Origin of the sequence: uncultured Ruminococcus sp., from assembly GCF_934476685.1 — a bacterium.
GTDB lineage: Bacteria > Bacillota > Clostridia > Oscillospirales > Ruminococcaceae > Hominimerdicola.
In genome coordinates this window covers 260,031-286,270 of sequence record NZ_CAKSNX010000002.1, presented here as the reverse complement: position 1 = coordinate 286,270, position 26,240 = coordinate 260,031, and the positions used below count along the sequence as shown (strand labels likewise).

At 38.5% G+C, this 26,240-nt stretch carries 20 protein-coding genes; 3 read left to right on the top strand and 17 right to left on the bottom strand.

The window, feature by feature from the left end:
• Positions 1-77: 77 nt before the first annotated feature.
• From Q0E19_RS03805 to Q0E19_RS03795, 3 genes are read right to left on the bottom strand one after another with little or no spacing between them, the layout of a single operon-like run.
• Entirely contained in the window at positions 78-1,745 is a 1,668-nt protein-coding gene (locus Q0E19_RS03805) for a zinc ribbon domain-containing protein (protein WP_294407638.1), read from the bottom strand.
• A gap of 17 nt (positions 1,746-1,762) precedes the next feature.
• The gene (locus Q0E19_RS03800) at positions 1,763-3,172 is read right to left on the bottom strand and encodes a zinc ribbon domain-containing protein (protein ID WP_294407636.1); all 1,410 of its coding nucleotides are present in this window, start codon (positions 3,170-3,172) and stop codon (positions 1,763-1,765) included.
• Positions 3,173-3,189: 17 nt separating this feature from the next.
• Positions 3,190-4,665, bottom strand: a complete 1,476-nt coding sequence (locus tag Q0E19_RS03795) for a hypothetical protein (RefSeq protein ID WP_294407635.1) — start codon at positions 4,663-4,665, stop codon at positions 3,190-3,192.
• A 275-nt stretch (positions 4,666-4,940) separates the two neighbouring features.
• On the opposite strand from Q0E19_RS03795, the gene Q0E19_RS03790 reads away from it, so the two are divergent.
• Positions 4,941-5,684, top strand: coding sequence for a hypothetical protein (locus Q0E19_RS03790; protein WP_294407634.1), 744 nt, complete (start codon positions 4,941-4,943; stop codon positions 5,682-5,684).
• 361 nt (positions 5,685-6,045) lie between these two features.
• Complete coding sequence (locus tag Q0E19_RS11900; protein ID WP_365904569.1) at positions 6,046-6,126, top strand: CRISPR-associated endoribonuclease Cas6; 81 nt, start codon at positions 6,046-6,048, stop codon at positions 6,124-6,126.
• Positions 6,127-6,223: 97 nt separating this feature from the next.
• Here Q0E19_RS11900 and Q0E19_RS03785 read toward each other — a convergent pair whose 3' ends face one another.
• The 14 genes from Q0E19_RS03785 to Q0E19_RS03720 form a co-directional block, all read right to left on the bottom strand.
• Positions 6,224-6,853, bottom strand: a complete 630-nt coding sequence (locus Q0E19_RS03785) for an ABC transporter ATP-binding protein (RefSeq protein ID WP_294407632.1) — start codon at positions 6,851-6,853, stop codon at positions 6,224-6,226.
• On the bottom strand, positions 6,853-8,832 hold the full coding sequence (locus Q0E19_RS03780) for a hypothetical protein (RefSeq protein ID WP_294407631.1): 1,980 nt from the start codon (positions 8,830-8,832) through the stop codon (positions 6,853-6,855). Before Q0E19_RS03780 ends, Q0E19_RS03785 begins: the two co-directional genes overlap by 1 nt.
• A 40-nt stretch (positions 8,833-8,872) precedes the next feature.
• On the bottom strand, positions 8,873-9,433 hold the full coding sequence (locus Q0E19_RS03775) for a hypothetical protein (RefSeq protein ID WP_294407630.1): 561 nt from the start codon (positions 9,431-9,433) through the stop codon (positions 8,873-8,875).
• Positions 9,434-9,624: 191 nt separating this feature from the next.
• Positions 9,625-9,999 carry a hypothetical protein gene (locus tag Q0E19_RS03770; RefSeq protein WP_294407628.1) on the bottom strand — a complete coding sequence of 125 codons (375 nt, stop codon included), beginning with the start codon at positions 9,997-9,999 and terminating at the stop codon, positions 9,625-9,627.
• 677 nt (positions 10,000-10,676) lie between these two features.
• Positions 10,677-11,144, bottom strand: coding sequence for a GNAT family N-acetyltransferase (locus Q0E19_RS03765; protein WP_365904523.1), 468 nt, complete (start codon positions 11,142-11,144; stop codon positions 10,677-10,679).
• Positions 11,145-11,215: 71 nt separating this feature from the next.
• Complete coding sequence (rlmD, locus tag Q0E19_RS03760) at positions 11,216-12,574, bottom strand: 23S rRNA (uracil(1939)-C(5))-methyltransferase RlmD (RefSeq protein WP_294407627.1); 1,359 nt, start codon at positions 12,572-12,574, stop codon at positions 11,216-11,218.
• A complete protein-coding gene (hemZ, locus tag Q0E19_RS03755) occupies positions 12,567-14,027 on the bottom strand; it encodes a coproporphyrinogen dehydrogenase HemZ (protein WP_294407626.1) in 1,461 nt (486 codons plus the stop codon). The genes rlmD and hemZ overlap by 8 nt, the downstream gene beginning before the upstream one ends.
• An 11-nt stretch (positions 14,028-14,038) precedes the next feature.
• Entirely contained in the window at positions 14,039-14,668 is a 630-nt protein-coding gene (locus Q0E19_RS03750) for an MBL fold metallo-hydrolase (RefSeq protein ID WP_294407625.1), read from the bottom strand.
• Positions 14,669-14,675: 7 nt separating this feature from the next.
• Entirely contained in the window at positions 14,676-16,979 is a 2,304-nt protein-coding gene (locus tag Q0E19_RS03745; RefSeq protein WP_294407624.1) for a bifunctional (p)ppGpp synthetase/guanosine-3',5'-bis(diphosphate) 3'-pyrophosphohydrolase, read from the bottom strand.
• 14 nt (positions 16,980-16,993) lie between these two features.
• Positions 16,994-19,018, bottom strand: coding sequence for a single-stranded-DNA-specific exonuclease RecJ (gene recJ, locus Q0E19_RS03740; RefSeq protein ID WP_294407623.1), 2,025 nt, complete (start codon positions 19,016-19,018; stop codon positions 16,994-16,996).
• Positions 19,019-19,211: 193 nt separating this feature from the next.
• The gene (locus Q0E19_RS03735; protein WP_294407622.1) at positions 19,212-20,288 is read right to left on the bottom strand and encodes an ATPase; all 1,077 of its coding nucleotides are present in this window, start codon (positions 20,286-20,288) and stop codon (positions 19,212-19,214) included.
• A gap of 143 nt (positions 20,289-20,431) precedes the next feature.
• Complete coding sequence (locus Q0E19_RS03730; protein WP_294407620.1) at positions 20,432-21,262, bottom strand: alpha/beta hydrolase; 831 nt, start codon at positions 21,260-21,262, stop codon at positions 20,432-20,434.
• A 29-nt stretch (positions 21,263-21,291) separates the two neighbouring features.
• Positions 21,292-22,296, bottom strand: coding sequence for a hypothetical protein (locus Q0E19_RS03725; RefSeq protein WP_294407619.1), 1,005 nt, complete (start codon positions 22,294-22,296; stop codon positions 21,292-21,294).
• 157 nt (positions 22,297-22,453) lie between these two features.
• Complete coding sequence (locus Q0E19_RS03720) at positions 22,454-25,189, bottom strand: beta-glucuronidase (protein ID WP_294407618.1); 2,736 nt, start codon at positions 25,187-25,189, stop codon at positions 22,454-22,456.
• Positions 25,190-25,369: 180 nt separating this feature from the next.
• Here Q0E19_RS03720 and dprA point away from each other — a divergent pair, with 180 nt between their 5' ends.
• Entirely contained in the window at positions 25,370-26,227 is an 858-nt protein-coding gene (gene dprA / locus Q0E19_RS03715) for a DNA-processing protein DprA (protein WP_294407617.1), read from the top strand.
• Positions 26,228-26,240 lie beyond the last annotated feature (13 nt).

The following is a 26,240-nucleotide window of genomic DNA, read 5'->3' as shown; positions in this document are numbered from 1 at the left end:
ATCTCATCTTTTCGATTACTTTTTATAGAATTCAGCAAATGTGTCTAACAATTTTTGTTTATTTCAAAAGCTGTACGTTAATTATTATATTTTCCCCAAGTGTAAATTTTATCATCTGTGTTGGGATTTGGATATTGACCAATTATCGTTTCTTTTGAAGGAACAGGATTTCTTAAACCGACAACATTGTTGTCTATCTTTTTACTAAACTGTACATAAAATAAAATTTTTCCATTATCATCATACGTTCCGATATATACATATCCGTTTACATCATCTTTTATTGCATCATTAACTTCATTTATGATATAGCTTTTTTCGTATGAATAGTTATCATTGTCATCGTTATCATATTCGTCATCTTCATCATATGAATAATTATACTTATAATATTCATCATAATCTTCATATGTGTGAAAAGAAATATTGTTTAACAAATCAATTTTTATATCGTCTATATTCGCTCCTTGTGTTTCCCAATCTGCCAAAACCCCCTGCAATGCGTTGTATGCAATCTTTGCATTTGCGTTAGCTGTTTTTAATTCGCCAAGCCTTATTTCTTCATTAGTTATGATTTTTATCTTATCGATCTTACTGTTTTCCGAATTCAGCTTATTTACAGATTCAAACTTATATGACCATTTACCGAACTTTGCATAATAATTGTTAAGCTCCCCTACGGATGTGATATCAAGCTTTTCAACATAATTATTTTTTATTGTAAAATCAACATTTAAAGTGTATTTTATTTTTTCCGAATCTTCAAAATGTGAAAATATATCTATAACGCTTTTTTTGACCTGTTTGCCATAATCAACATCAACTGTCTTTATCAGTTTGGAATAGTCAACTTTAAATGAATATTTATCACCATCTTTTGTATATTCTTTTATACAGTCACTCTTTCCCTCTTCAAAGTACTTTTCAAGGATCTTTTCTAAAGCAGGAACTGCATTAGATGATAAAATATACTTCTGCTGAAAGAAGATATCATCATATAACAAATAATCATTTAAGAAATTATTTCTGGTAGTAATTATGGAATACAGACCTTTTTCCATTACTTTTTTTGAATTTTTTCTGGATTCATCGTTTTGTGAATCTACATAAACAAATTTTTTTGTGTATGTATCATATGCATATAATTCTCCGGCAATGTATGCAGTTTTGTAATGAGCAGATTCTTGATCTGAATCTACATAGTATGAATCAAAATAGTATTGATCACTCTTTTTCGATTTGTCATAACATTTTTCAATATATGCTATATGTTTTTCGTCAGGGTCAAATCCATCATCATCTATCGGATAGCATGTCAATGTACACTTATAGTTTTCCGCACCAAAAGTATTTTCAAAAGCGTTTACTATCTTTTTATCATCTCTTTGTGTAAGCTTCGTAAAAAACATTACTGCTATTACTATGATAGCTGCACCTATAATTGCTGCAGCTGTGAATATTATTTTCTTTGAACTCTTCTTTTTAACTGCAGCCGACTGCCCTAAAACAACATTTGAATTTAATTGAGCAGTTATGGAGTCGTTTTCACAAGAATGATCATCTGTCGTTACTACTCTTTCACCACATCTTCTGCAAAACATTGAATTATCTGATAACTCATTACCGCATTTTCTGCAAAATTTTTTCTGCCTGCTTGTTTCATTCAGTTGTTCTAATGGACTGCCACAGTAATTGCAAAACTTCGCATCACCGTTTGTTTCATTACCGCATATTTTACATATCATTTTTAGCTCTCCTATAATCATTTAGTATTAACGTACTTGGTTTCAATATATCCGATCTTTCTGACAGTTTCGCCTTCTGAATTAGTTGCTCCGTAATATCCAACTTCATACCATTCTTCACCATTCAGTTCAACTAATAAAGCACTATCTGCGTCATAACCAACTATCTCTATATCATCTCCGTCTTTAACCATCCACAAACGTGCGCTTTCACTATCATCAGCATTTGGAACATTTCTTATCCACGCATTACCGTCTGAATTTTTAATGGTACAGTCAAAATATGGCGGTTCTCCATAAGCATAACCGATCGAAGCACCTATACATTTTTTATCAGTATGGCTTAGATCAACAAACGGATTCGGATCATACTCTTCATCGGAGAACTCATATCCTGATACGTCAAAATACAGATTTACAAGTTCATTATCAACGATCGATGCTGAATAGCCACTATTTCGTACTCCGGCTATACAATCTACATGACTTGACATATATTTATAGGTATCGCCGACCTTTGAATTATCGCCTATCAGACCGCCTTCAAATGCTTCAGCCACAAAAATAAAACCGTTGTCTGTATCTTCAAACATTTCAGCCAATGTGTCCTCATCATAATAATTGCTGTCAGGAGGGAACACGAGAATATTCTTGAAATATGTATCACTGGTGATACCTGTTACTTCTGTTCCGTCATATCTCGTTCTGGTAGTAACATAATAATCATCACCTATATATTCTCTGAGAGAACTGCTGTTCATATAATTAAATTTCGTATAAAGATCAACAAGAGAAAGCTCTTCATTTGCAGAAACTTTACTTTCTTTTTTGGTAGTAGTTTCTGTCGGTGCAGTGGTAAGTGCTGTTGTTTCCGGCTGTGTGTTAAGATCTTCGTCTTTGAGCGGAAGAGCAGAAGTTGTGACCGATGAACTCTGTACTGAGGTTTCTGCAGAAGATATCATTACTGCGGCTTCCTTTTCTGTTTTTATATCTTTATCATTTGGCTTTGAAAATAACATTAACAGTAAAGATATACATATCGCAGCAACGCATACCATACATGAAACTGCCGTTATTATCTTAAAAGTATTTGATGATTTTGCAGATGTATTTTCATCTTCTTTATGTTCCTGTGGAGTCGGCTCATATAATAGTTGTTCGGCATGATCTTCGGACTGTTCAGCCTTATCAAGATCAGAACTTGAATAAATTTCTTCCTGATAAACAGGATCATTAGGCACTTCGATCTGACTGCCGCAAAATTCGCAGAACACACTATCAGACATAACTTCTTTTCCGCATTGTCTGCAATATATTTTTTTAACGCTGCTTTCTTCATAAGTGTTTTGTGCATCTACCTTAGATCCACAGAACTCACAGAACACACTATCATCAGGTATTGTATGATCACATTTTAAACACTTCATATTTTCTTTCTCCGATCTTAAAGCTCATATATTTTTTTACAAATATCTATTACATTATCAAATCCATAGGCAGGTCCCGAAAGCGGATATTCATCCAACAGTGCATTATACTCATTCTCTGAAACTTTGCTGCTGTCAATATAGTAGTCTGTTTTATATCCGTCTGCTTGGATATAAAATTGGCTTTGCAATTTATACAACGAATTACTTATCCAGTTATCATCTGTCTTTACAATATTTATATCTCGGTTATGTCCTGCACTAAAATCTGAGGTCATAAATATGTTCTTCCGTTCAACATATCCGTAAAAAGCATTTTCACCGTTTACTCCGTTGCTGAATCCTTCTGATATGACTTTTACTTCTCCGTCTGCATAAGTAAAAAGGTGTATGTTATTTTCATAGTCCATATCATCTTTGAAGTCATATATCAGCAATTCAGGTATATCATCATCATTTATATAAATAAGTTCATATGGAGCATTGACTGAGTCAAAACTCTTGCAGTAAGGATAATCATTTTTTATTTTTTGAACATAAGCTTTTTTCCATTCATATCCCTTTGGAGGTGCAATAGAAAGCATTTCTGCTAATTGACCTATATCCGATGCGGTAATTTTATCGTTTGAAGTTAATGCGGCAATATCATCTGAATTGATCTTATCATTCTGCTGAACAAGTTTATTATCTATAAGATAATACTTTTGGGAAAATTCGGGATCATTGGCATTAGCAACATAAATTCCCTTGTCCCCATTCAGAGAATATCCCAGCTGTAAGAGAAAAATAGAATCATCGGTGTCATTTTTATCATAGATCGTAATGATCTCACCATTGCTGTATGTATACAAACCTCTCGCAGCTATTCCACCGCCGCCTGATCCTTCGATGTACATTTCCGGAATACCATTTTGGTCTATATCAAACAGCACATACTTGCAAAAATACGGATAACCCTCAAGCTGCTCCGGAGCAATCTCCCACGCCTTATCCATATATGCCTGTTTCCAACCATCATCAGATGTTTCAAATGAGGATCGTAAATTTGAGTCAGTTCCACTGTCAACAGAGAGACTGTCTGACGATGTTTCAGAAACAGTAATTTCCGAAGAAGTTTCGTCAGACACAGCCGATATGGTTTCTATATGCGAAGATACCGATGTACTGACATCTGAATTAGTGTGTACCTCTTTGTTTTTTTGCATATTAGAGATCAATACAACAGCGCAGGTGACAAGTGTTGCAGCACATATTACAGATGATACCACTGCAGCAGTCTTATATTTTGAAACGTGTTTTGGTTTTGAAAGTGTGGCACACACTTTTGTATTATCCGGAACTGTTTTATCGTCTGTCGTTTCTCCACTATATGTATCATTATATTTAGTTTTTTCTGAATGATCAGTACTATCAAGCTCATTAATGCGATTTCCGCAGAATTCACAAAACAAACTGTCATTCGGGATCGTACGAGCACATTTTGAACATTTCATATATATGATCTCCCCTTATATTCTATAGTCAAAAATTTTATCTAAATTTCCATTTGACTATAATTCCTTCTAAATGTAAACAATCTCACATTTTGCATACTATTATATTAATGATATATGAAACATTTAATAAATTATTGGATTTTATGATAATAATATGTAAATTTTATTATTAATCTGTTCCGAGAGTGTAACGGCCGAATCAGCCTCGCCATAAGTTGCTGTCGAGTCTACTAACAAAATGTTGATATGATTGGTTTCAACAGTATCTGCAAATGCCGCTATTTTTTTTACAGCCTGCGCCGACAGTTCTCGGAAAAGCAAAGGGCAGCAAGGAGATCAGATATATTTTCCGTGAAGATAATGCTGCATTTTCTACGGACGCAAATGTTCTTGCAAGCGCACTCGGTCTTGATGCTGATATGACCCATTCATCGCTCGGTTACACAACTGTTATGGGATATGTTTCAGCTGGCAGATATAAACGTTCGCACATAAGAGGGTTCAAAAAAGGCAGCGTAATATGCGGTACATTAAAACAGCAAACCACTAAATATATCACCATAGGTGAAAGGCATAATGAAGGATTTGGCGTAATAAAATTCTGCACAAAAGAAGAGCTTTTAAAGCTTGGTACAGCTGTGCCTAAACTTTCGGACTTGTCTGACACTTCTGCTGTCAGTGCATTAAGCGAACTTATAAATACAAACGATACCATTGAAAAAATGCGTATAACAGCGCTTGATTATGCTGATAAAAAATTTAATGATGTCAAGTGGATATTTAACCCTGCATTTGTCGGCAGATTATCAATGATGAACTCTCAGGCAAAGAATTTTGATTATCTTATTAAGCGTGTAAATTCAATAAAAACTGAAAAAAAGCGTACGACTGCCATAGGGTTTATAAACAATGCTGAATCTGACTGCATCGAAAAGGCCGACAAAATGTATGGGAAACGTACTGGAGAGATTTTATCGGCATTTTGCTTACAATTATCAGCATATCACTCACGCTGAAAAGTACGCTTTCGATCAGAAGCTATGCTACGGAACTTCAGTACGGAAATAAAACTTCTGCGCCTGATTACAAATATCTTTCACTTTGTACAACACCACTGTTATCCCGGGAACTACTTAGGCAGGTGCATTCAGAGAAAGAACAGCACAGCTTATTGGTGAAAATAAAACAGCGGTGAGGCTGTAAAAAAAATATTTGGATATATTATCAGCGGAGCAAAAGATACTTCAACAATATTCTGTCAGCTCGCAGTTCTGCTCCAAAACTCCCATGTATTCTTGTCTGTAAAAATAAAAATACAACAAGGATATCGAAGACATCGAAAACAAGTGTACCTAAGAAAGCGAACGGCTTTATAAAATGGGTCATGGAAAGCCGCTTGGACTAGGTTCACGCAACTCACAAGGATTCGGAATGTTTGAAATAAAGAGTGAATATTGAATAACTAACTATAATTAAATCCCCACTATTGGAATATCTCCAATGGTGGGGATTATTTTTTTGCAGCAAAAATATCATATGTTGACACAGCCGCACCTTATGCAATTATTCCTCCATCGCATATTTCTATAACGCTCTCGCACTGCTGTGCCACATTTTGATCGTGAGTAACGATTATTACTGTTTTGCCTTGTTTATGTATTGAGGTAAGGATATTCATTATAATATCCCTGTTTATCGGATCCAGCGAACCGGTAGGCTCATCTGCCAATACTATATCACATTTTTTCAGCATAAGCCGAGCCAATGCAACTCTCTGCTGCTGACCGCCCGATAAGGTATATATTTTACTGTCCTTTTTATCTTCCAATCCCACACGTTCCAGACATTCGTCCAAAGAGATATCATTCCGATATTTCTTTTTTACTATATCCAGATTATCATATACAGTCAAATTTTCGATCAGAGCGAAATTCTGGAACAAAAAGCCTATCTTTTTTCTGAACAGCTCCAGCTTATTATATTTTCTTGAAAGATCAATATCGTCGATCACTACATCGCCGGAATCATATGGCTCGATCGCTCCAATTATGTTAAGTAAGGTCGTTTTTCCAGAACCGCTTTTACCCGTTATAGCCACCATTGAATTGTCAGGTATCTCAAAGGATATATCCTCAAATAATGGTTTATCATTAAAGGACTTATACAGCTTGCTGACTTTTATCATTAAATAGCACCACCCTTCAGTATTCTACATATATTATCTTTTTCAAATTTGATAGATCTGTAAAAAATGAATACAGTTTCAAACAGCAATAATGCTGAACCCACTATAATTATATATCTGCACGATAAATAATTGCTGATAAACTCATATTTGCAGGAGAGAACAGCCAGTATGATCGTTTCAATCACTATCGTACTCAACGATGCGACCCATTCAATGGAGAACCTTTCGATCATTGAATATCCATGCAGTTTATATAGACACAGCTCAACTCCGTTTATAATAAAATCATTCCTGATTATGAATATCAGTATGCTGATCTCAAAGAATATTATTCCGCAGGAGAACATCGCAAATAATAAAAGTTCCGTTTTATTGTAATGCCAGCTGTAATTGAACTGCTCACTGACTTTTGTTATCATCACACTGTTGAAATCATAATCCCTGCTGATAGCTTCTATATCGTCATCTGTGAACTCATACATAATAGTATTATATATATCGCCTTTATTAACAACATACTCCCCTTCGGATAATGCGGGGCGTGTGTTATTAATTATCAGTACAGGATCGTTTACTTTTTCAAAACTTGAATCAACGCTTTGATTGATACCTACTATGCTGTATTTAAACGGCAGTTCATATTCATCATAAGAGAACAGAGCAGCACTAGGGTCATAGTCACTGTCAAAGTCCGCTGTAGATATAACTCCAAGAACATCGTCTATTGTACAGGAAGAATTCTGACTGCGGAAAATGGTGTAATCACTGTTACAGCTGTACTCCTTTATTTTTGGCAGCATATCAAATATCATTTGCTTTCCGTTTGAATTGACATAAATAATATCTGAAACGAAATCATTATCAAAATCAATGTTGGAAATCATAACTGCTTTGTCATAATATTTTCTATATATTTCTTCATTATATTGTCTGTATTTATCATGTGCTTCTATCGGATCATCACCAAAGAAATCAACATCTAAGTTAGCCAGTACAGCATTGCTGTCCGAATAAAACTTTTCAGCTTTCAAAAAAGTCATACTATTGTTCAGCGAATTGAAAAAAGCTGAAACTGAAACAATGCATACAAGTACGATAGGGATATTTATGATATATCCAAACAACAATATCTTTGCTCGGTTGTTTTTGCCTTTGATAGTAGAGTTTATATCAAGATGCAAAAGCATAAAATAAGGTATCAGGTCGGCTAATACTATGGAAATAAAAAGTATACTTATCTCCTTATAGCATTCACCAATGGAAGATACTCTTCTCAAAACAATAATTGAAACAACAAAGTATACTGCAAATAACAAAAAGTCTGTCAGAAACTTTTTCAGTATAAATTCAGCTGAAGAATATCCCATTATTTCTTTTATTGCAGCTGTCCTTTTGCTGTTTACAGATTGAAAAGCTCCAAGTATCAACACTATTACTCCGGAGAATATTGCTAGGAAAACTATTCTTTTTATGAGATAATCATTATATTCGTGAAGCATCTGATTGATGATATCGTATGAGTCGCCTATTTCGTTATATGCTTTATCGACTGATATATCGTCACCAAGAAGAAGAAAACTTGTGCTTATATCAATATAGTCTATGTCCTCCACATCTTTGTATGATATATTAAGTTTTCCCGATATGACGCTCTTAATACTTTTAGGAGCGACACCTGTTGTATCTGCAAAGAACTGTTCTGAGTTGTCAAAGCAATAGACTGAAATATCGGTAGTTATCAGACTGGGATTGCTTTCATTGACGATATACAGTTTAACATCATTCCTTTTGCAGATATCATACATCTCATCAGTAATTTCTTTTATGCTGTCACCGTCTACTACTTTTGGTGTATCTATGACCAAAAGTGAGCCGGAATGGTAAAGTCTTTCCGTTTGATCCTTTATGTAAAATTCCCCCACTAGCAGTATTCCAAAGAACACCAATACAAATGAAAGAAAATGTTTTATTTTCATTTAACTGTTAACTCCTTTTGTCGGAAGTGTTATATGCTAATTACTTATTAAAATAATCTTCGCCAAATGTGCCTATAAGGTAATTATCATAGTAGAATTGCATTCTGTCTTTACATTCCTCGTAATTTAGGTATGAATTTAATATTGGAGTTTCCTCGATCAGATTCAGACGATCATCTGTTATGATCGTACAACCTTTATCACTTAATTCTCCATCGCTATCATACTCCATCACTTGCCATATTATTTCATTATTATCATCTTTAATTTTCGGCCAATATAACATTAGAATATCATATTTAATATCGTCCAATTGATCATCACAATCAACCATCAAGTCTTGAGAAATACAGATATTTCCTGAAAAAGATAAAAATGAAGGTACACTAAGAGTAAGCGTCGCCCAATTACTAAAGCTTTCACCCGTGAAGTGCAATGAATAAGAATTATGATCATCTTTATCTTGTTCAAGTTTAGTATTGTTGAGCAATGGTTTGAATAGTATTGCATATCTTATGTACCATATCAAAGAAATAACAGCAAAAACTAAAAGAATAGCCGAAATAACAATTAGTACCTTATTAAGATTTTTTCTTTTCATATTTTCACCCCATAAAAAACATAATATGTTTTTACTTTTTATAAAGCATTAATTTCTGTATGTTTACCGTGCGAAACATACAGAAATTAACTGTCATATAGTCAAACAATTGAAGTCAATGCAATTTTAATTCAGTTATTGTCAAATTAAAATTGTAACTATTCAACTAATAAAAAAGTTACTTTGAATAATTAGGTCAATACTGTACCGCCAAAATAAATTGATTTATCACTTTTAGGTTTAACTTTGTCAGTTGTTGCCGTCTTAGTCGCTCCAACATCATCAGACGTTGAAACGGACTTTCCTTTTACTACCGCAAAATGTTTATATCCATCTGATGTACACTTAGAATAACCTTTACTTCCGGTCCAATACCAGTGCAATTCACCAATCTTTCCACCTAATGTTGCACTTGTAATATTTTTTTTACCATCACATTTGCCATAACGATCCACATTATATAAAGTATAGCTTTTTGCATAGGAAGCACTTGCTCCTATAGCTGACATAGACATCACCATAACTGCAGCAGCACCTATAGCTGCTATTCTCTTTTTAATAGACATAATTTAAAACCTCCATTTTGTTTGTCATTTAATTGTTCTTAGATCACATTATTAATTAGCACCATGCCCATATATTCTGAGTAACGGCACTATCTATGCAAAAGCAAATTTACCACCCCCTTTAATTTCTTAATTATAAGTTGTTTTTTTATTTATATATTTTTTCAGTTAAAAATCATTGTTATCTGAGAAACCAAAAGTAATTAAAACAGCAAAGCATCGTTTACTTCCAAAAATAACAAATCGATTCATGTTAAATTATAACATAAATCGATTTGTTTTTCAATAGATTTCCGGTGAACGGTAGGTTATTGGCGGTGAACGGTAATTTTCTGGGTTATATCAAACGCACTTTTTAAATCAAAATAGGGTAAATCGAGCCAGTGAAAAGCTTGATTTACCCATGTTACAATTTATTTCTGTTTCGCACCCATATTAAGTGATTTTATACCAGTTTGGTTATATTCTCAAGATTTTTAGACTATCTGGTCTGTACCTTAGTAAGCATTATCACGCACTCAACATGGCTTGGTTGTTCAACGAAAAAACATACTCAATTCTATTGTACAAATCAATGGCGGAGTACCTATTTATGCACTTAAACTGGCAGATTGAACTGACTAAAACCTTAACTTGACCTATTACTCGTGTAAGCAAATAGAGTGAATCTCTATTTGCTAAATTTCAATATACTCCATTTCATTCTTCATTTGCACAAATCCGAACTTATCATATAAAGGTTTGCCTATTTCTGTCGCTTCAAGAGAAATAGCATTGATACCTCTTCTCTTTGCATCTTCAACTAGTAATGTCAGCGTCTTTGTGGCAATACCATTTCTGCGATATGAAGGACTAGTATATATATTCATAATATATGCTTTCTTTCCACTTGGATTATGATAGGTAGGCATAACTTGGTAATAACTAACTCCACCTGCACCAACAAATTTATTGCCATCAAAAACCAAATAAGCGGTGTGAGAGTCATTAAGAAAGGCTTGTCTATAATACTCATAAGAAGCCCTTTCTACTTCATACATATCAATATCAGACGATAGTTTATTAGCTGCCCGCAAAACTTCTATTCTTGTTTTGGTCAGTAGATCTATATCTTCTATCGTTCCTTTTTTATATATAAGATCCAAACGAATCATCCTCTCAATTAAGCCAAAACACAGGTATATGTTTATTTCAAAAAACGCTGGCACGCATAGGATCAAGATTCCTTTGTCAACATTACCACGCACTCGACATGGCACGTCCCCGGAAACAGATCAACACCGCAAACTTTCTCTGTTTTGTAACCAAGTTCACCTAGTATCGCACAGTCACGTGCTGCTGTGGAGTGATTGCAGGATATCATTACTATTCTGTCAGGCGACATCTTCGCCATATATTCAAGGCTCTGTCTGTCGCAGCCTTTTCTCGCCGGATCAGCTATTATTACTCTGGGGCGCTCTCCCCTGTCGTAAAGTATTTTTGCAATATCTCCTGCGTCTCCGCATATGAATTCAGCATTATATATGCCGTTCATCTCAGCGTTTGCTTTAGCATTTTCTATGGCTTCGGGAATTATCTCTACGCCCACAAGCTTCTTTACGTTTCTGCACATTGACAGGCCTATCGTTCCTGCGCCACAGTAAAGATCAAGAAGTACATCATCTTTATCCAGCTGTGCATACTTCTCCGCTATGCTGTAAAGCTTCTCAGCCTGAACAGTATTCACCTGATAAAATGAAAGTGGCGAGATCTCTATTTTGTTGCCGCACATAATGTCTGTGATTCTTCCGCTGCCGTATATTGCTATGCATTCTTTACCCATTATAACATTAGTATTTTTGCTGTTCTTATTAAGCACAACTGTTTTTATATCGGAATATTTTTCAGTAAGTATCTTCACAAGGTCACAGAATTTATCGCTGTTCTTAAAGCTTGTCACCACAAGACAGACCATTATCTCGCCGCTGTGTTCTCCACGTCTTAAATAAATATGTCTTAGCAGACCTGTAAGACTTATCTCATCATAAGCTTTTATCTTTCTCTTATTCACATAATCAAGTATATCAGCCAGAATATCTGAAAATATCTTCGGCTGCAGCTTACAGTCAAGATATTCTATTACCCTATGAGAACGCTTTGCGTAAAAGCCGCATACCACTTTTCCATTGCTGTTTGCCACAGGATACTGAGCTTTATTGCGGTAAGAATAAATGTTCTCACAGGGAACAAAATCATCATAGTGTGCAGTAATTTTGCCTATGCGTTCAAAAGATGCAGCTATAAAATTCTGCTTTATCCTGCTTTCCTCTTCATAATCCATATGCCTGAATGAACATCCTCCGCACTGCTTATATACAGGACAGTCAGGCTCCTTCCTCTTATCAGAGGGAGTAATGATCTCCTTGATTATGCCGTAGCAATAGCTGCTCTTCACCTTTACTATCTGACACTTTATAACATCTCCGACCGCTGTCATTGGTACGAAAACAGCGGTGTTTTCATATCTTCCAACACCGTTGCCTTCATTTGTTATATCTGTTATTGTCAGTTCTACAATCTCATTCTTTTTAAGCATAAAAATCCTCAATTCCCTTTTTGCGTGATATCATAAGATCAAAGTGCTTGTCATATTCAAGTGGGAATTTGTAATTAAACACTCTCTCCAACCTGCGTGGATCAAGAGATACAAGCTTAGTTGACGCACCTGCGCCCATTGCAAGTATCGTCTGTACCTCTTCCATAATGTATATATTATACAGGCTCTCAAAGCCCTGCCTGCACCAGCCGATATTTTCAAGGTTTCCCACCATATTTTTCTGTCGGTACAGATAATAAGGCTTATATTCGTTGCCCATGAGCATTTTAGTAGCATATTCCACCATTCTGTCAGCAGGATTTTCAAGTTCGCTCTTATCGCCATGATTAAGACGTGCCGCACGCTTTATCGACAGGGTATGTACAGTAAGATTTTCTGGTGCAAGTTCTATAAGCTTGTCTATTGTAAATTTAAAGCTTTCGATAGTATCCTTTGAAAGTCCTGCAATAACGTCGGTATTTATAGAATCAAACCCTATTTTTCTTGCAAGTTCAAAGCTGTCATAAAACTCTTTTACGGTATGTCTGCGCCCCATTGCTTTAAGAACTTCATCGTTAAGCGTCTGCGGATTTATAGACACTCTTGTACAGCCATTAAGCTTAAGAGTTCTCAGCTTTTCTTCTGTTATAGTATCAGGTCGTCCTGCCTCAACCGTATATTCTGCCACGCCCGACATATCGAATGAATCTTCAATAGTTTTCATAAGCAGTTCAAGCTGTTCGGCTGTCAATGTGGTAGGCGTTCCTCCGCCGAAATATACCGTATTGAGCTTTAGTCCTATTCTTTTTACAAGTTCGCCCGTATATTTAATTTCTCTGCAAAGGTGTTCGATATATTCAGGAATTATCTTTAAACAGCTTTCCACCGACTGGGACACGAAAGAACAATATGAACATCTCGAAGGGCAAAATGGGATAGATATATACAAGCTGAAACTTTTAGGATCAAGCGTGTCAAGAACCTTCTTTTGTGTGAGAGCGGTTTCATACGCTATGTCACACTTTTCACGGCTGCAAAGATATTTTTCTTCCATTGCGTCAAATATCTCTTCCTTGCTCCTGCCCTTGTTAAGCATATCATTCACCCGCTTAACAGGCCGTATGCCTGTAATAACTCCCCACTTAGGGACTATGCCTGTCAGCTCCGACATAGCTTTATACAGTAATTGTGACAAGTATAATTCCTTGTCACAACTGAGGATCTCATTTCTGTCAGTTATTCTTCTGACTTTGCGGCAAATTCTGCCCTTATAGCTGCATATAACATACAGCAAAACAAAGTTCTTATAATTTTTCTCTCTTATAAAAGCAAAATCGTCCTCTGTTTCTATTTTATCAGAAAAAACGTGTGTGAAAAGAGTTGCGGGAATAAAAAGCTTCATTACTCCCTCAAGCTCGTATTTATAGTCATTACCGCTGAAAATTAAAGTCATTCGGCACCGCCTTAGTAATTGCTCAGATATGGATTCAGCCGTCTTTCCTCATCCAGTGTAGTGGTACACATATGTCCCGGATAGACGTTAAGATTTCCGCCCAGATCTGCAATTTTCGCAAGAGATTTTACTATGGACTGATAGCTGCCGTCGGGCATATCTGTTCTTCCTATGGAACGTGCGAAAAGTGTATCGCCTGTGAAAATATTGTTTCCGCATATAAAGCAGACCGAGCCGCTTGTATGTCCTGGGGTTTCGAGAACATCGAACTCCAGCTCGTCCAGCGTTAGCACATCATTCTCAGTAAATGTTATAACGTCGCCTGTATACTTTCTGTGACCTCTTATTCTGAAAAGATTTACAAGCGTACCATTATCATCAGTAAGCTTTGGCTTGTCAAACACATGAATATATACCTCGCAGCCAGTCTTGTCAACAAGATCTGCAACTGCGCCCACATGATCGAAATGACCATGTGTAAGGAAAATTTTCTTCAGCGTTACGCCGTAAAAATCCAGCTGTTCCATAATATAATTAGCGTCCGACGGTGCGTCTATCAGCACAGCGTTATTCTTTTCGCTTGCAACGATATAGCTGTTCGTTTCGCATACACTGAGAGGTTTCAATTTAAAAATTCTCATTTTGCTCCTACTTTCCGCTTCTCTCAACTGAGATAACATTCTTAATCTTCTGAAGCTTTGATATTACTGTATTCAGCTGTTCCATGCCCGCTACGCTTACAGTTACCGTAAGCAGAGCATTGCTGTTTTTAAGTTCTCTTGATGATGATTCATAAATAAATACATTTATCATGGCAAGTGCTGTGGAAACGTCTGCCAGCAGTCCGATTCTGTCCACTGCAACTATTTCAAGAGTAGCCTTGAAATACTTTGTGTCGGCCTTTCCGCTGGTCTTTTCCCAGTTTACCTTTACCCATCTGTCGGCATTATTCGGGTCGTCTTTCTGGCTCTGATAATTTATGCAGTCCTTTTTATGAACGGAGATACCATGACCTCTTGTGATAAATCCGACTATCTCGTCGCCTGGGAGCGGATTACAGCACTGGGCAAATTTGACCACGCAGTCATTTATGCCGTCCACGATAACGCCCGATGATGACTTGACCGTCTTTGGCTGTTCAGCAGGGACTTCCTCAGCCTTTTCGCCGTATTTTTTATTATACTCAGCTTTAAGCCTTTGCATAAGCTTAGATAACTGCACTCCGCCGTAGCCGATAGCGGCAAAGAAATCGTCAAGCGTCTCGCAGTTATGACGTTTCATATCAAGCCGCAGGAACTCTTCAAGCTCGTCCTCAGGAACTCTTATCATATTACGTCTGAATTCACGTTCAAGAGCATTTCTACCCTCAAAGATATTTTCCTCACGGCGTTCTTTCTTGAACCACGATCTGATCTTTGACTTGGCTTCATTTGTCTTTGCGATATTGAGCCACGAACGGCTTGGACCATGTCCCTCAACGTTGGTAGTAAGTATCTCGATTATCTCGCCTGTTTTGATCTGATAATCATAAGACACCATTTTCTTGTCAGCCTTTGCGCCGCACATCTTATGACCTACCTGCGTATGGATAGCGTAGGCAAAATCTATTACTGTTGAACCGGCAGGGAGCGTTATCATATCGCCCTTTGGCGTGAACGCAAAAACGTCCTCAGGAGCAAGGTCATTTTTGATAGCCCTTACTATTTCCTCAACATCGTTCGATTCCTGCTGTGATTCGATTATCTGTCTTATCCACGCAAGTCTGTTATCGTCCTTTGAGTTGCTGCGAACACCCTCTTTATACTTCCAGTGAGCGGCGATACCATACTCTGCTGTTCGGTGCATATCCCATGTTCTTATCTGTACCTCAAAAGGTATGCCAACTCTGCCTATAACGGTAGTATGCAGCGATTGATACATATTTGCTTTAGGTGTAGAGATATAATCCTTGAAACGGTTCGGTATAGGCTTGAACATATCATGGATAATACCCAGCACATTATAGCACTCTGTAACTGTATTAACGATTATACGAACGGCATATCTGTCATAGATCTGATCTATTTCCTTTCCGTCCCTGTAAACTTTTTTATAGATTCCGTAATTGCTCTTTACTCGTCCCTCGATAGTTGGGATAGGGTCAAAATCCTTAGCAAGTCTTTCAGATATCTTAGCCTTTATGCTTTCAACAAGGGCTTCCCTGCTCTCCTTACGCATAGCCATTTGCTCTTCGATATCCTCATAGGCATATGGGTCAAGATAGAAAAAGGCAAGGTCTTCAAACTCGTCCTTGATAGAACGTATACCTAATCTGTGAGCTATCGGCGCATAGATATTCATAGTTTCGTGTGCGATAGTTCTTCTCTTTTCCTCACGGCAGAAATTAAGAGTACGCATATTATGCAGTCTGTCGGCAAGCTTGATTATGATAACTCTTATATCCTCGCTCATGGCAAGCAGTATTTTTCTTATATTCTCCGCTTTCTGCTCTTCCTTTGTGAATATCTCCACCTTGCCCAGCTTTGTAACACCGTTTACGAGCATTGCCACGTCAGAGCCGAATTTTTTCTGGAGGATCTCAAGTGTACACTCTGTATCTTCAACAACATCGTGAAGCAGTGCCGCACATATCGTATCAGTATCCATACCCAGTTCAAGTAGTATATATGCTACTGCAAGAGGGTGTGATATATATGGTTCGCCTGATTCTCTTTTCTGATCGTGATGATATCTTTCGGCAAGCTCATAAGCTGAAACTATTTTGGATAGGTCGTATTGCTTTTCGCTGTCAAGTATCTTCTGGATTATAGTGTCGATAGTATATATCGTCTTGCTTGCCTCGATGATATAATTCGGTACAGGTACGGGAAAGCCCGGAACATTTACAGATGACGACAGCTTTTTGTCTTCAGCAGCTGATGATAGATTTGTTGGTTGATTTGTCTGAGTCATAATTATTCCGCCTTTCACAACATTGATCTTAATTTTACAAGCGTTTCGGAATCTTCAAGATCCACACGCTTTGAAACAGGCAGCAGCTTTATCCTGCCTGATGATGGCTTAAACTCTATAAGCTCCTTATCAGTAAAAATATCAGTACAGATATGCAGCTTGCAGTAATTCATACTGTCGCTTGTCAATCGCATAAACAGATCGTCTATGCTTGTCTGTCTGACGCTGCTTATATATTTATAAACTGCGACCAGCTCTTCACGGGTCGGTATTATCTTTCGCACAAAGCTTTTGGGAAGTTCTTCTCCACGCATAAGCTTTTCATATGTATCTTTAGCGGCAAAATATCTTTCCTGCTTTACTCCGCTCAACCTGTGATCTATGACCTTTACTGCAACAGATTCACGTCCTGAGAAAGAGTTTATTTCAAGATTTACTAGCATATCGATATTGTCGCCGATATTAAAGCAGAGCTTTTCTGGATTTTGCCCGAACATCAAAGCCTGCGCCTTTACTCCGCCGTAAGTAAAATCTATCTTGGTATGCTTGCCCTGCGAAAGCGGAGTGATACCTCTTACCGCTGCACGAAGTATGGCAAAAACAGGCTGAGGATTTTCCGCTCCTGTTGGTTCAAGCACCGAAAGTCCCTTAACGCTCTCGACGTTTATATCCTCCGGTGCAAGCAGCTTATCGGCTGTAATGACCGCTGTCGGAGCTTTTTCAAACTTAGCGGAAAACTCATACACAAGATTTATAAAGGCAGGAATATTTTCTTCTTTAAGTGAAAGTCCGCCTGCACATTCATGTCCGCCATACTTTTCAAGAACGTCCTTACAATAAGTCAAACATTCAAAAATATTAAAGCCTTTCACAGATCTTGCAGAACCTCTCGCCTCGCCGTTATCCTCAATGGAAATTATAATAGCAGGCTTTCCGAAATAGTCGAGTATCTTCGCCGCAACTATTCCGATAACTCCGTGGTGCCAGCCATGTCCTGCAAGCACAAGCACACGGTGATCCAGCACATCTGGGTGAGCATTTATATGATTGACTATATCAGTCATAATTTCAGTTTCGGTCTGTTTACGCTGTGCATTGAGGTTCAGTATTGTGGTAACATAGCTGTCTGCGTCCTCTTCGTCCTCGGAGAGCAGTGCTTTCACCGCAGTGATCGGCGAGCCAAATCTACCTGAGGCATTGATAACGGGAGCTATACGGAATGCAACATTGGTCGAGGTTATATTTTTTCTGTCTATCTTGGCTTTGTCAAGAAGTGTATCAAGTCCCACAGATTCAGTATTGGCAAGATATCTTAGACCATTTTTCACTATTGTCCTGTTTTCTCCATTAAGCGGAACGATATCGGCAACGGTACCTATGGCGCATATATCAGAATACTGCTCTGTAACAGCGTCATAGCTGCCGCCGTCAAGTGCGGCACAAAGCTTAAAGGCTACCCCTGCACCGCAAAGGTCTTTGTAAGAAGATCCGCAGTCGGCTCTATGAGGATTTACTATTGCCGCAGCCTGCGGAAGTTCCGCACCGGGCTGGTGGTGATCGGTTATAACAAGCTGCATATCAAGTTCAGCTATCCTTTTTGCCTCCTCAATAGCGGAAATTCCGTTATCTACTGTAACGATAAGTTTTACACCCTGCTCTGCAAGCATTTCGACAGCTTTGATATTCATTCCGTAGCCATCCTCACGCTCAGGTATATAGTACATTACATTTGCGCCCATACTTTCAAGGTAGTTAAAAAGTATAGTTGTGGAAGTAACACCGTCGCAGTCGTAATCTCCGTATATACAAATAAGATCATAAGAATCAACAGCTTTATTTATTATCTCAGCCGCCTTATCCATATCCTTTATCTCAAAAGGATCGGCAAGCTCATCATCGGTAAAGAAATCGACTATCTGCTGAAAGTCGTTATACCCTCTGGCTGAAAGCACCTCAAGAGCAAGCTTATTTATATCACACTTAGCTAAAAATTCCTTTACCTTATCATCGTCACATTTATTTATCTTCCATTTTTTCATAAACAGAACCTCAATACATATTATTTCAAGATATATTATACCACACAGCTATACATTTTTCAAGCACCTCTTACATCTTTACAGCATTATACAGGCAAAAAAATCAACCTGCCGTTCAGCAGGGGCTTTGGCGGCAGGCCGATCTTATTATTTTATAATATTGTCATAACGCACTCAGATATTATGCTTACACTCATTTTCTCGCTTCGATCTCCTCTATCATCTTTCCGCAGACAGCATTTATACTGTCAAAGTCCATTGCGCCGATATAATATTTCTCGATCTCATCGTGTATCGCCTTTGCAGTTTTTATCGTACTGTACACCTCTTCGCTAAGGCTTTTCACAGCCGCTTTATTCAGGCGCAGTCTTTGCTTATACTTGTCGAGAGTATCCTTTGAATAAAACCTTGCAAGGTTAACAGGCTTTACACTCTCGTATTTCAGCTGTGTAAGCGGAGTTGATGATACCACAGCCACGCCAAGTTCAGGTATAAGCATATGCTCAAACACGTTATTATTAAAGGCATGGGACGGGCAGATAATTACATCAAAACCTCGTCTTGCCGCCTCGGCTGAAACCGCCTCGATAATAAGGTGAGAGCAGGCGAAATACTCATCATTCAGCTTATAGACATCAAGGTAATTTTCAAGAGTATCCGTCTGTGTCAGGCAGCCATGCTCTGTCAACGCTGTCAGCTGGCGGATATCCTTTTTTCCACTGCCCGAACCCTTTTTGGTGAGTATCTTTTTTATAAATCTTTCGGTAAAGCCATCGAGTTTATCTTTATCTACCGCTGAAAGTGCGCAGAAATAAGTATCACCGCAGACATTTGAAAGAGCAGTTGAAAAGCGCTTTGCTCTTGCAAGCATAGACTTATTTTTGTCGGTAACAGCAATTATATCATCTTTAGCGGCTTTCAGTTTTTCTTCGTCCCAGTTTTCACCTAAGTTGATTATCTTCTGACAAGCGCCTGGGTATATCGGATCAAAAACGTGCGGAGAAGTTCCGTCAACGATAATGACCTTTGAACCTTTTAGCACAACTGCGTCAAGGGAATCGGGGTCAGAGGAACAGTAAAATCTCACTACGTCCTCGTTCGGTTCAAAATGTGCCGCAACCTTTTTCATAAGAGAGGATTTTCCCGTTCCTGCTCCGCCTTTGAGAATGTAAGTAAAATAACTGCTGTCCTCGATAAGCTTTCCGAACTCCGTTGAAAATCCATACTGAGTCATTGCTCCCAAAAAATATTTTTCGCTGATATCACACATAAAACATACCTCCTGTATCTGATATGCTTTATTTTATGCAAAACACTGCGCTATGGTTCGATTTTAATAAAAATGCACATCAAAACTATCAAGCTTTGATATGCATTCTGAAAACATATTCAATTTATACAGCCGTATTATCCTTACAGTCTGAGTACCCAAGCTATTGCGGAATCTACCCACTTAGCTGCAACAGGCTGATAATGACCCTCCCATGTTGCGGTGGTATCATCGCAAAGTGCAAGTCCATGTCCGCCATGCTCATAGATATGAGCCTCAAACGGTATATGATTTTTTGAAAGCGAAGTCATATAGAAAAGTGAATTTTCCACTCTTACACAGCCGTCATCAGCACAATGCCATAGGAAAGTCGGCGGTGTTGACTCTGATACTCTGTCTTCCATAGCAAGGAACTTTCTCAGTTCTGGGTCACGCTTTTCGCCGATAAGATTGAGTATCGAACCCTCGTGTGTATACTCAGGATCTGACGTAAGAACGGCATAGCTGAGCAGTGAACCGTTGACCTTTATGTCCTCAGGCTTACAGCCGAGAGGTTTTGTGAGTATCTCGCTCTGCCACAGATTTGAAACAGTAGCGGCAAGATGTCCGCCTGCTGAAAAGCCTGCGACAATAATTTTATCAGGGTCTATATCAAATTTTTCAGCATTATCTCTCACATACTTTATAGCAGCCGCACATTCAAGAGCGTCTGTCGGGAACATTCTCTGACAGGTATATCTCAGCACAAAGCAGCTTATTCCGTACGCAATAAAGCGGAATGCGATAGGTTCAGCCTCACGCTCTGAGCAGTAATCATATCCGCCGCCCGGACAGATTATCATTGCACGGTGCTTTTTTCTGCCTATCTCTTCAGTAAGAGTGCTGTAATAGCAGTCAAGAACAGGCTTGCAACCTTCGGACGAAACGCCTGCCTTTTCATAATCAACTTTAAGTTCAATAGTTTCCTTCAACATAATACTTTCCTCACATTTCATCTGAAATATCAGGCGGTTTCCTGCTGAGAGCTTTCGGTCTGATCTGCCGCCTGAGTATTATTCACAGGTGTTTCATCAGACAGATCTACGCTAACAACATAGCCGTCATAATTATTGCCCGAAATATCATAGTGATACTCGGTATTATCATCACGCAGAGGCACTGGCACTTTAGATGTAGTGCTTTCAAGCGCCGCCTTTGTATAATACACAGCATAGTTCGTTTCATCATCAGCAGTAAAGAACAGCGGTGATTCAAAAGAATAATCCTTTACCTTTTCAAGAAAATCTTCAAATGACAGATCATTGTTCTTCATATATTCGGCATAAGGTTTTCCAACATATCTTAACCTGCTGCCGCTGCGCATAATAAAACCATATTTGCTGCAGTTATCCTTTATCCAGCTGTAATCTCCCTCAGTATTGAAATTTGAAAAAGTTCCTGCGGCTGTATCGTATATCATAAGGTCAATACAAGTGCCTGTGTACGCTTCATCATACTTTGAGGAATCATCATCGGACTGTGGTATCAGCTGGGATACCATAAGTGTTTTAAGTCCTGTACTTGAACTGAAATCAACGCCCAGCTTATTAAAGCTTTCAAGAGTCTGTCTGTCGCCGTTTATAAGTGTGCTGGAGGCATACATTATCTGATTTTGAGCGGTATCAAAAAGATATCCGTACACACCGTCCTGATCTGACGCTTCACCTGTAAACGGGTGGTCTGAATCTACCAGCAGAAGTCTGCCGCTGTTCAGAGCCGTACCGTTTTTCAGTTCATCATATTTATAATTGCCGGTAAGTTTTTTTACGCTCTTGTCTGCGGTACTGTCATTTTTCTTATCAGATCTTTTATCTGCAACAGATGACGAAGTATCGTTTTTAACAGTTTTATCTGACGCTGACGTAACGTTTCCGTGCGTGGATAAAGCAACGCATATCAGCAGAACTGCGGCAAGTGCTGCGGCAATATTTTTATATTTATATACTCTTACTTTTTTTGCTTCTGCCATAATCAATTCACCCTTTTCAGCTTGGATATAAAATAATTATAACATATTTTTTTAGTAAAGTACATATTTTAGCTGGCCACACCATGTACTTTTGTTACAGCACACAAAATACGCAGCTAAGTTTTGTGCAAGACAACAATTCGTAATTTATATTCTTTTATTTTTTGACATAATCCACAACCGACTTTATGAACAGTCTGCCCTCGGCAGTTTTGGAAAGAGCTTCAAAGTCACAGTTGCACACAACGACCTTTCCTCCGTCCTTTTCATACTCATAAAGCAGGGCAAGATTATGGTTTCTTTCAAAGTTGTCGATAGTACGGACGATGACATTTTTGCCCTCGGCATTGTCGTCAAGTATTTCAGAACGTGAATTCTGAACGATATCCCACCATACAGGGGTAGAATATTTTTCACTTGGGAACTCTGCAAGAGCAGGGTGCTTATTGTCAATGAGAAGTCCCATTGTACCCACAGGCTCAGGCTTTTCCATCATTCTTGAAATTATCGCAAACATATGATAGCACCAGAAATCCTGACAGTAGAATCCCTCGATAGAATTTTCAAGCTTGCTGAGATCAGGAACGATAAGAACAGTTTTGCCGTCCTTAAGGAGCTTTTCAGCCTCGTCATTAACGCTTTCAAAGATATATGCGCCGTTAAGCTCAACGCTCTTCACATCAGGTATAAGCTCCAGTTCATAGGTATTGCATATCTCAGTGCCGCTAAGTGCGATCTTAAACACAAGCTTATTTGACTTCGCAGCAGCAGGGAGTTTTACGCTGATATCGCAGATATCGGTATAGTTCTCATCAGCTTTTTCTGATATCTCAGCCTTTCCGCTGTCGATAACTTCGCCGTCCGCATAGGAAACAGACCATTCGAGAACAGAGTCGTTTATGCTCTTATCGCTGTAATTTACAGCTTCAATATGCGCCTTGAAATTCTCGCCGAGGGTATAGGTATACTTATCGAATCTTCCGAGAAGAACTATATCATTGCAGAACTCACGCCATTCTTTATCAGTAATGATACCCTTATTATCCATAAATGCGTCGAGCATACCGACAAGAGCAGTACCCTGACCGCTGAAATCCTGAATATCGAGTATCTGGAAACCGCCTAGCAGACGTGAACGGAAAACAGCCTCCATTTCCTCTTTATAGCAGGCTCTTGCAAGCTTTCCTGAACACTCAAAATAATCCTGTGCAAGCGGAAGAAGTCCCTTTGCGTCAAGTCTTTCTCTGAAAACTTCAAAGTTTCTTGCTTTGAGTGAGCCTGTGTATTTTTCAATTTCTCTGAAATCAGGATATGTTTCGTACTGACCGATCTCATGGGTAACTATCGGTACATTAGGGATAAAGTCTGCGTCAGCCTCGCTGGCTTTAACAGTTTTCATTGTAGTGCCGTACTGTATCTGAACTGTGCCGTCAGCCGCACATTCTGCAGACTGAGCCTTTTTAACAGGTCTGATTATGCTGTCATAATCGTGATCTGCGGCAGGCTTGTCTGTCTGTATATGACCGAGAGGAGCGTCACACATTGCATAAGAACCTCTTATAAGTCTGTCCTTAGCAAGTCTTACGCCAACAAAGAAATCATCATTTTCAATAACATTCGGGAACCACTGGAAGTTATTTGAACCCTGTGTATACAGATGTCTGTTATCGAAAGCCTTATAACCGCCGATAATATCGTTAAGCGTTTCCTTTGAACCCCAAAGCTCGTTGCCCATTGACATCATGCAGAACGAAGGGTGGTTGCCGAACGCTTTAAGGATAGCAAAGCCCTCAGAGGTGAGAAAGTCAAGTTCTTCTTTGTTATAGCCTTCTTCGCCCTCAACATAGATAGTTCCCCAGAAAGGCAACTGCGGTTCCATATAGATACCCAGCATATCCGCAGCGATAAATGCAGCCTCAGGAGGACAGCAGGTATGGAATCTGTAATGGTTCATACCGAATGACTTTGATATCTTCATCACTCTCAGCCACTCATCAACTGTACATGGAGCGAAAGATGTTTTCGGGAAGATCATACCGTCATGCTTTCCTCTGAGGAAAGTTTTCTTTCCGTTTATAAGGAACTTACAGCCGTCTGTCTTGAACTCACGCATACCTGCGATAACAGTTTCGCTGTCGCCGTTCACATCGAGTTTCAGCTTATAAAGTGCAGGGGTATGTTCGCTCCAAAGCAGGCAATCTTTGCCCATTTTATAAACAGCGTTTATCTTTCCGCCGCTGAAAGCAAATGTCTGAGTTTCGGGTGTATGTACTGTATCGCTGTTAAAGCTTTCAGCGCTGATAGTAACCATACCGTTTTCTGCGCCCACAACATCAGCCTTGACATTGAAAGTCTTTTTCTCAACATCTGCATAGATCATTATATTTTCGCAGTACGCCTGAGCATACTCGATCATTTCGATCCTGCCTGTTATACCGTTCCAGTTTGTCTGAGTATCAGGCGAGGTAAGATGACCGCCCTTTGTTTTATAGCCGACATTTGCAACGCAGACAGTGATCTCATGAACTCCGCTGCCGATATAGTCGGAAAGGTCATATATATGAGGCGAGCAAAGGCTTTCCTGTCTGCCGATCTTTTTTCCGTCAATATAAAGCTGAGTGATCCTTGTTCTTTCTAAGAAAAGCTTCAAATATTTGCAGTTTTCACTTGTATGTGCTGAAAAATCATAGCTTTTAGAAAACCATGCATAACCTTCAAAAAGATAAGTATCGGTAAGAAAACCCTCTTCCCTTTTGTCATTATACTCTCCTTTTTTAGCATTTGAAGTTGTATTAGGAAGATCTATGGTATCATTAAAAGCAGGTATAACGTCATTGTACTCCTTGTCAAGGAACAATTTCCATTCGCCGCTAAGATCGGTAGTTCTAATCATTTGTTCAAGCCTCCATATTCAAATATTAATAATTTACTTCACAATAATTATATCATAGAGCCGCTTGATTTGCAATAGCATTACTTGATTTTAACAAAGCGGTGCAAAAAATTAGTTGTATTTCATAAAAAAATATGATACAATAAAAGAAAACTAAAACGCATAAGGCGGTGATGAAAAATGCCAAAAAGAATTGACATTGCTATGCTGGCGCTTGCTATGATCTTTCCTCCTGCAAGCAGTTATTTTCATGAGTTATACTGTCATTATGAAAGTAGTGATGAACTGCTTGAAAAAGTTCTGAAAGACAAGACATATGATCTTCCGCCTTTTATTCGTGAACGTGCGGAAAATTTCAGAATGCATTATGCATATGAGCTTGCGGACTACTGTTATCAGAACGGGATAGATATTATTTCACTGGGCAGCGAGGATTTTCCGCATCAGCTCGCTGAAATAAGCTGTCCGCCAATAGTCATTTTCTGCAAAGGAAAAATTCCCGCAGTAAAAGGCATCTCAATAGTTGGTGCAAGAAAAGCTGACTCATACTCATTAAAAGTGGCTGAACATTTTTCTGCTGAATTTGCAAAGCAAGGCATATCTGTCATAAGCGGATTTGCAAACGGTATAGATACAGCCGCCCACCATGCTGCCGTTGAAAACGGTGGAAAAACTGTTGCTGTACTTGGCTGCGGCATAGATTTTGATTATCCTCACGGCAAGGGAGAACTAAAAGAAATTATTTCAGCAAACGGAGCTGTTATCTCGGAATTTCCGCCGCTATCCCCTCCTAAACCCGAATATTTTAAAATACGCAACCGAATGATATCCGCCTTATCAGAAGCAGTTTTAGTTATACAGGCATCACGACACAGCGGTGCGTTAAACACAGTTTCACACGCTCTTGAACAGGGCAAGGACATTTTCGTCATTCCGCCGAGAGATATTTTCAGTTCTGCTTACGCAGGGCAGATACTTCTTCTCAAAGACGGTGCGCAGGCAGCATACTTGCCTAAAGACATTTTGCTTTCCATATAGAAAAAAGCGGCAG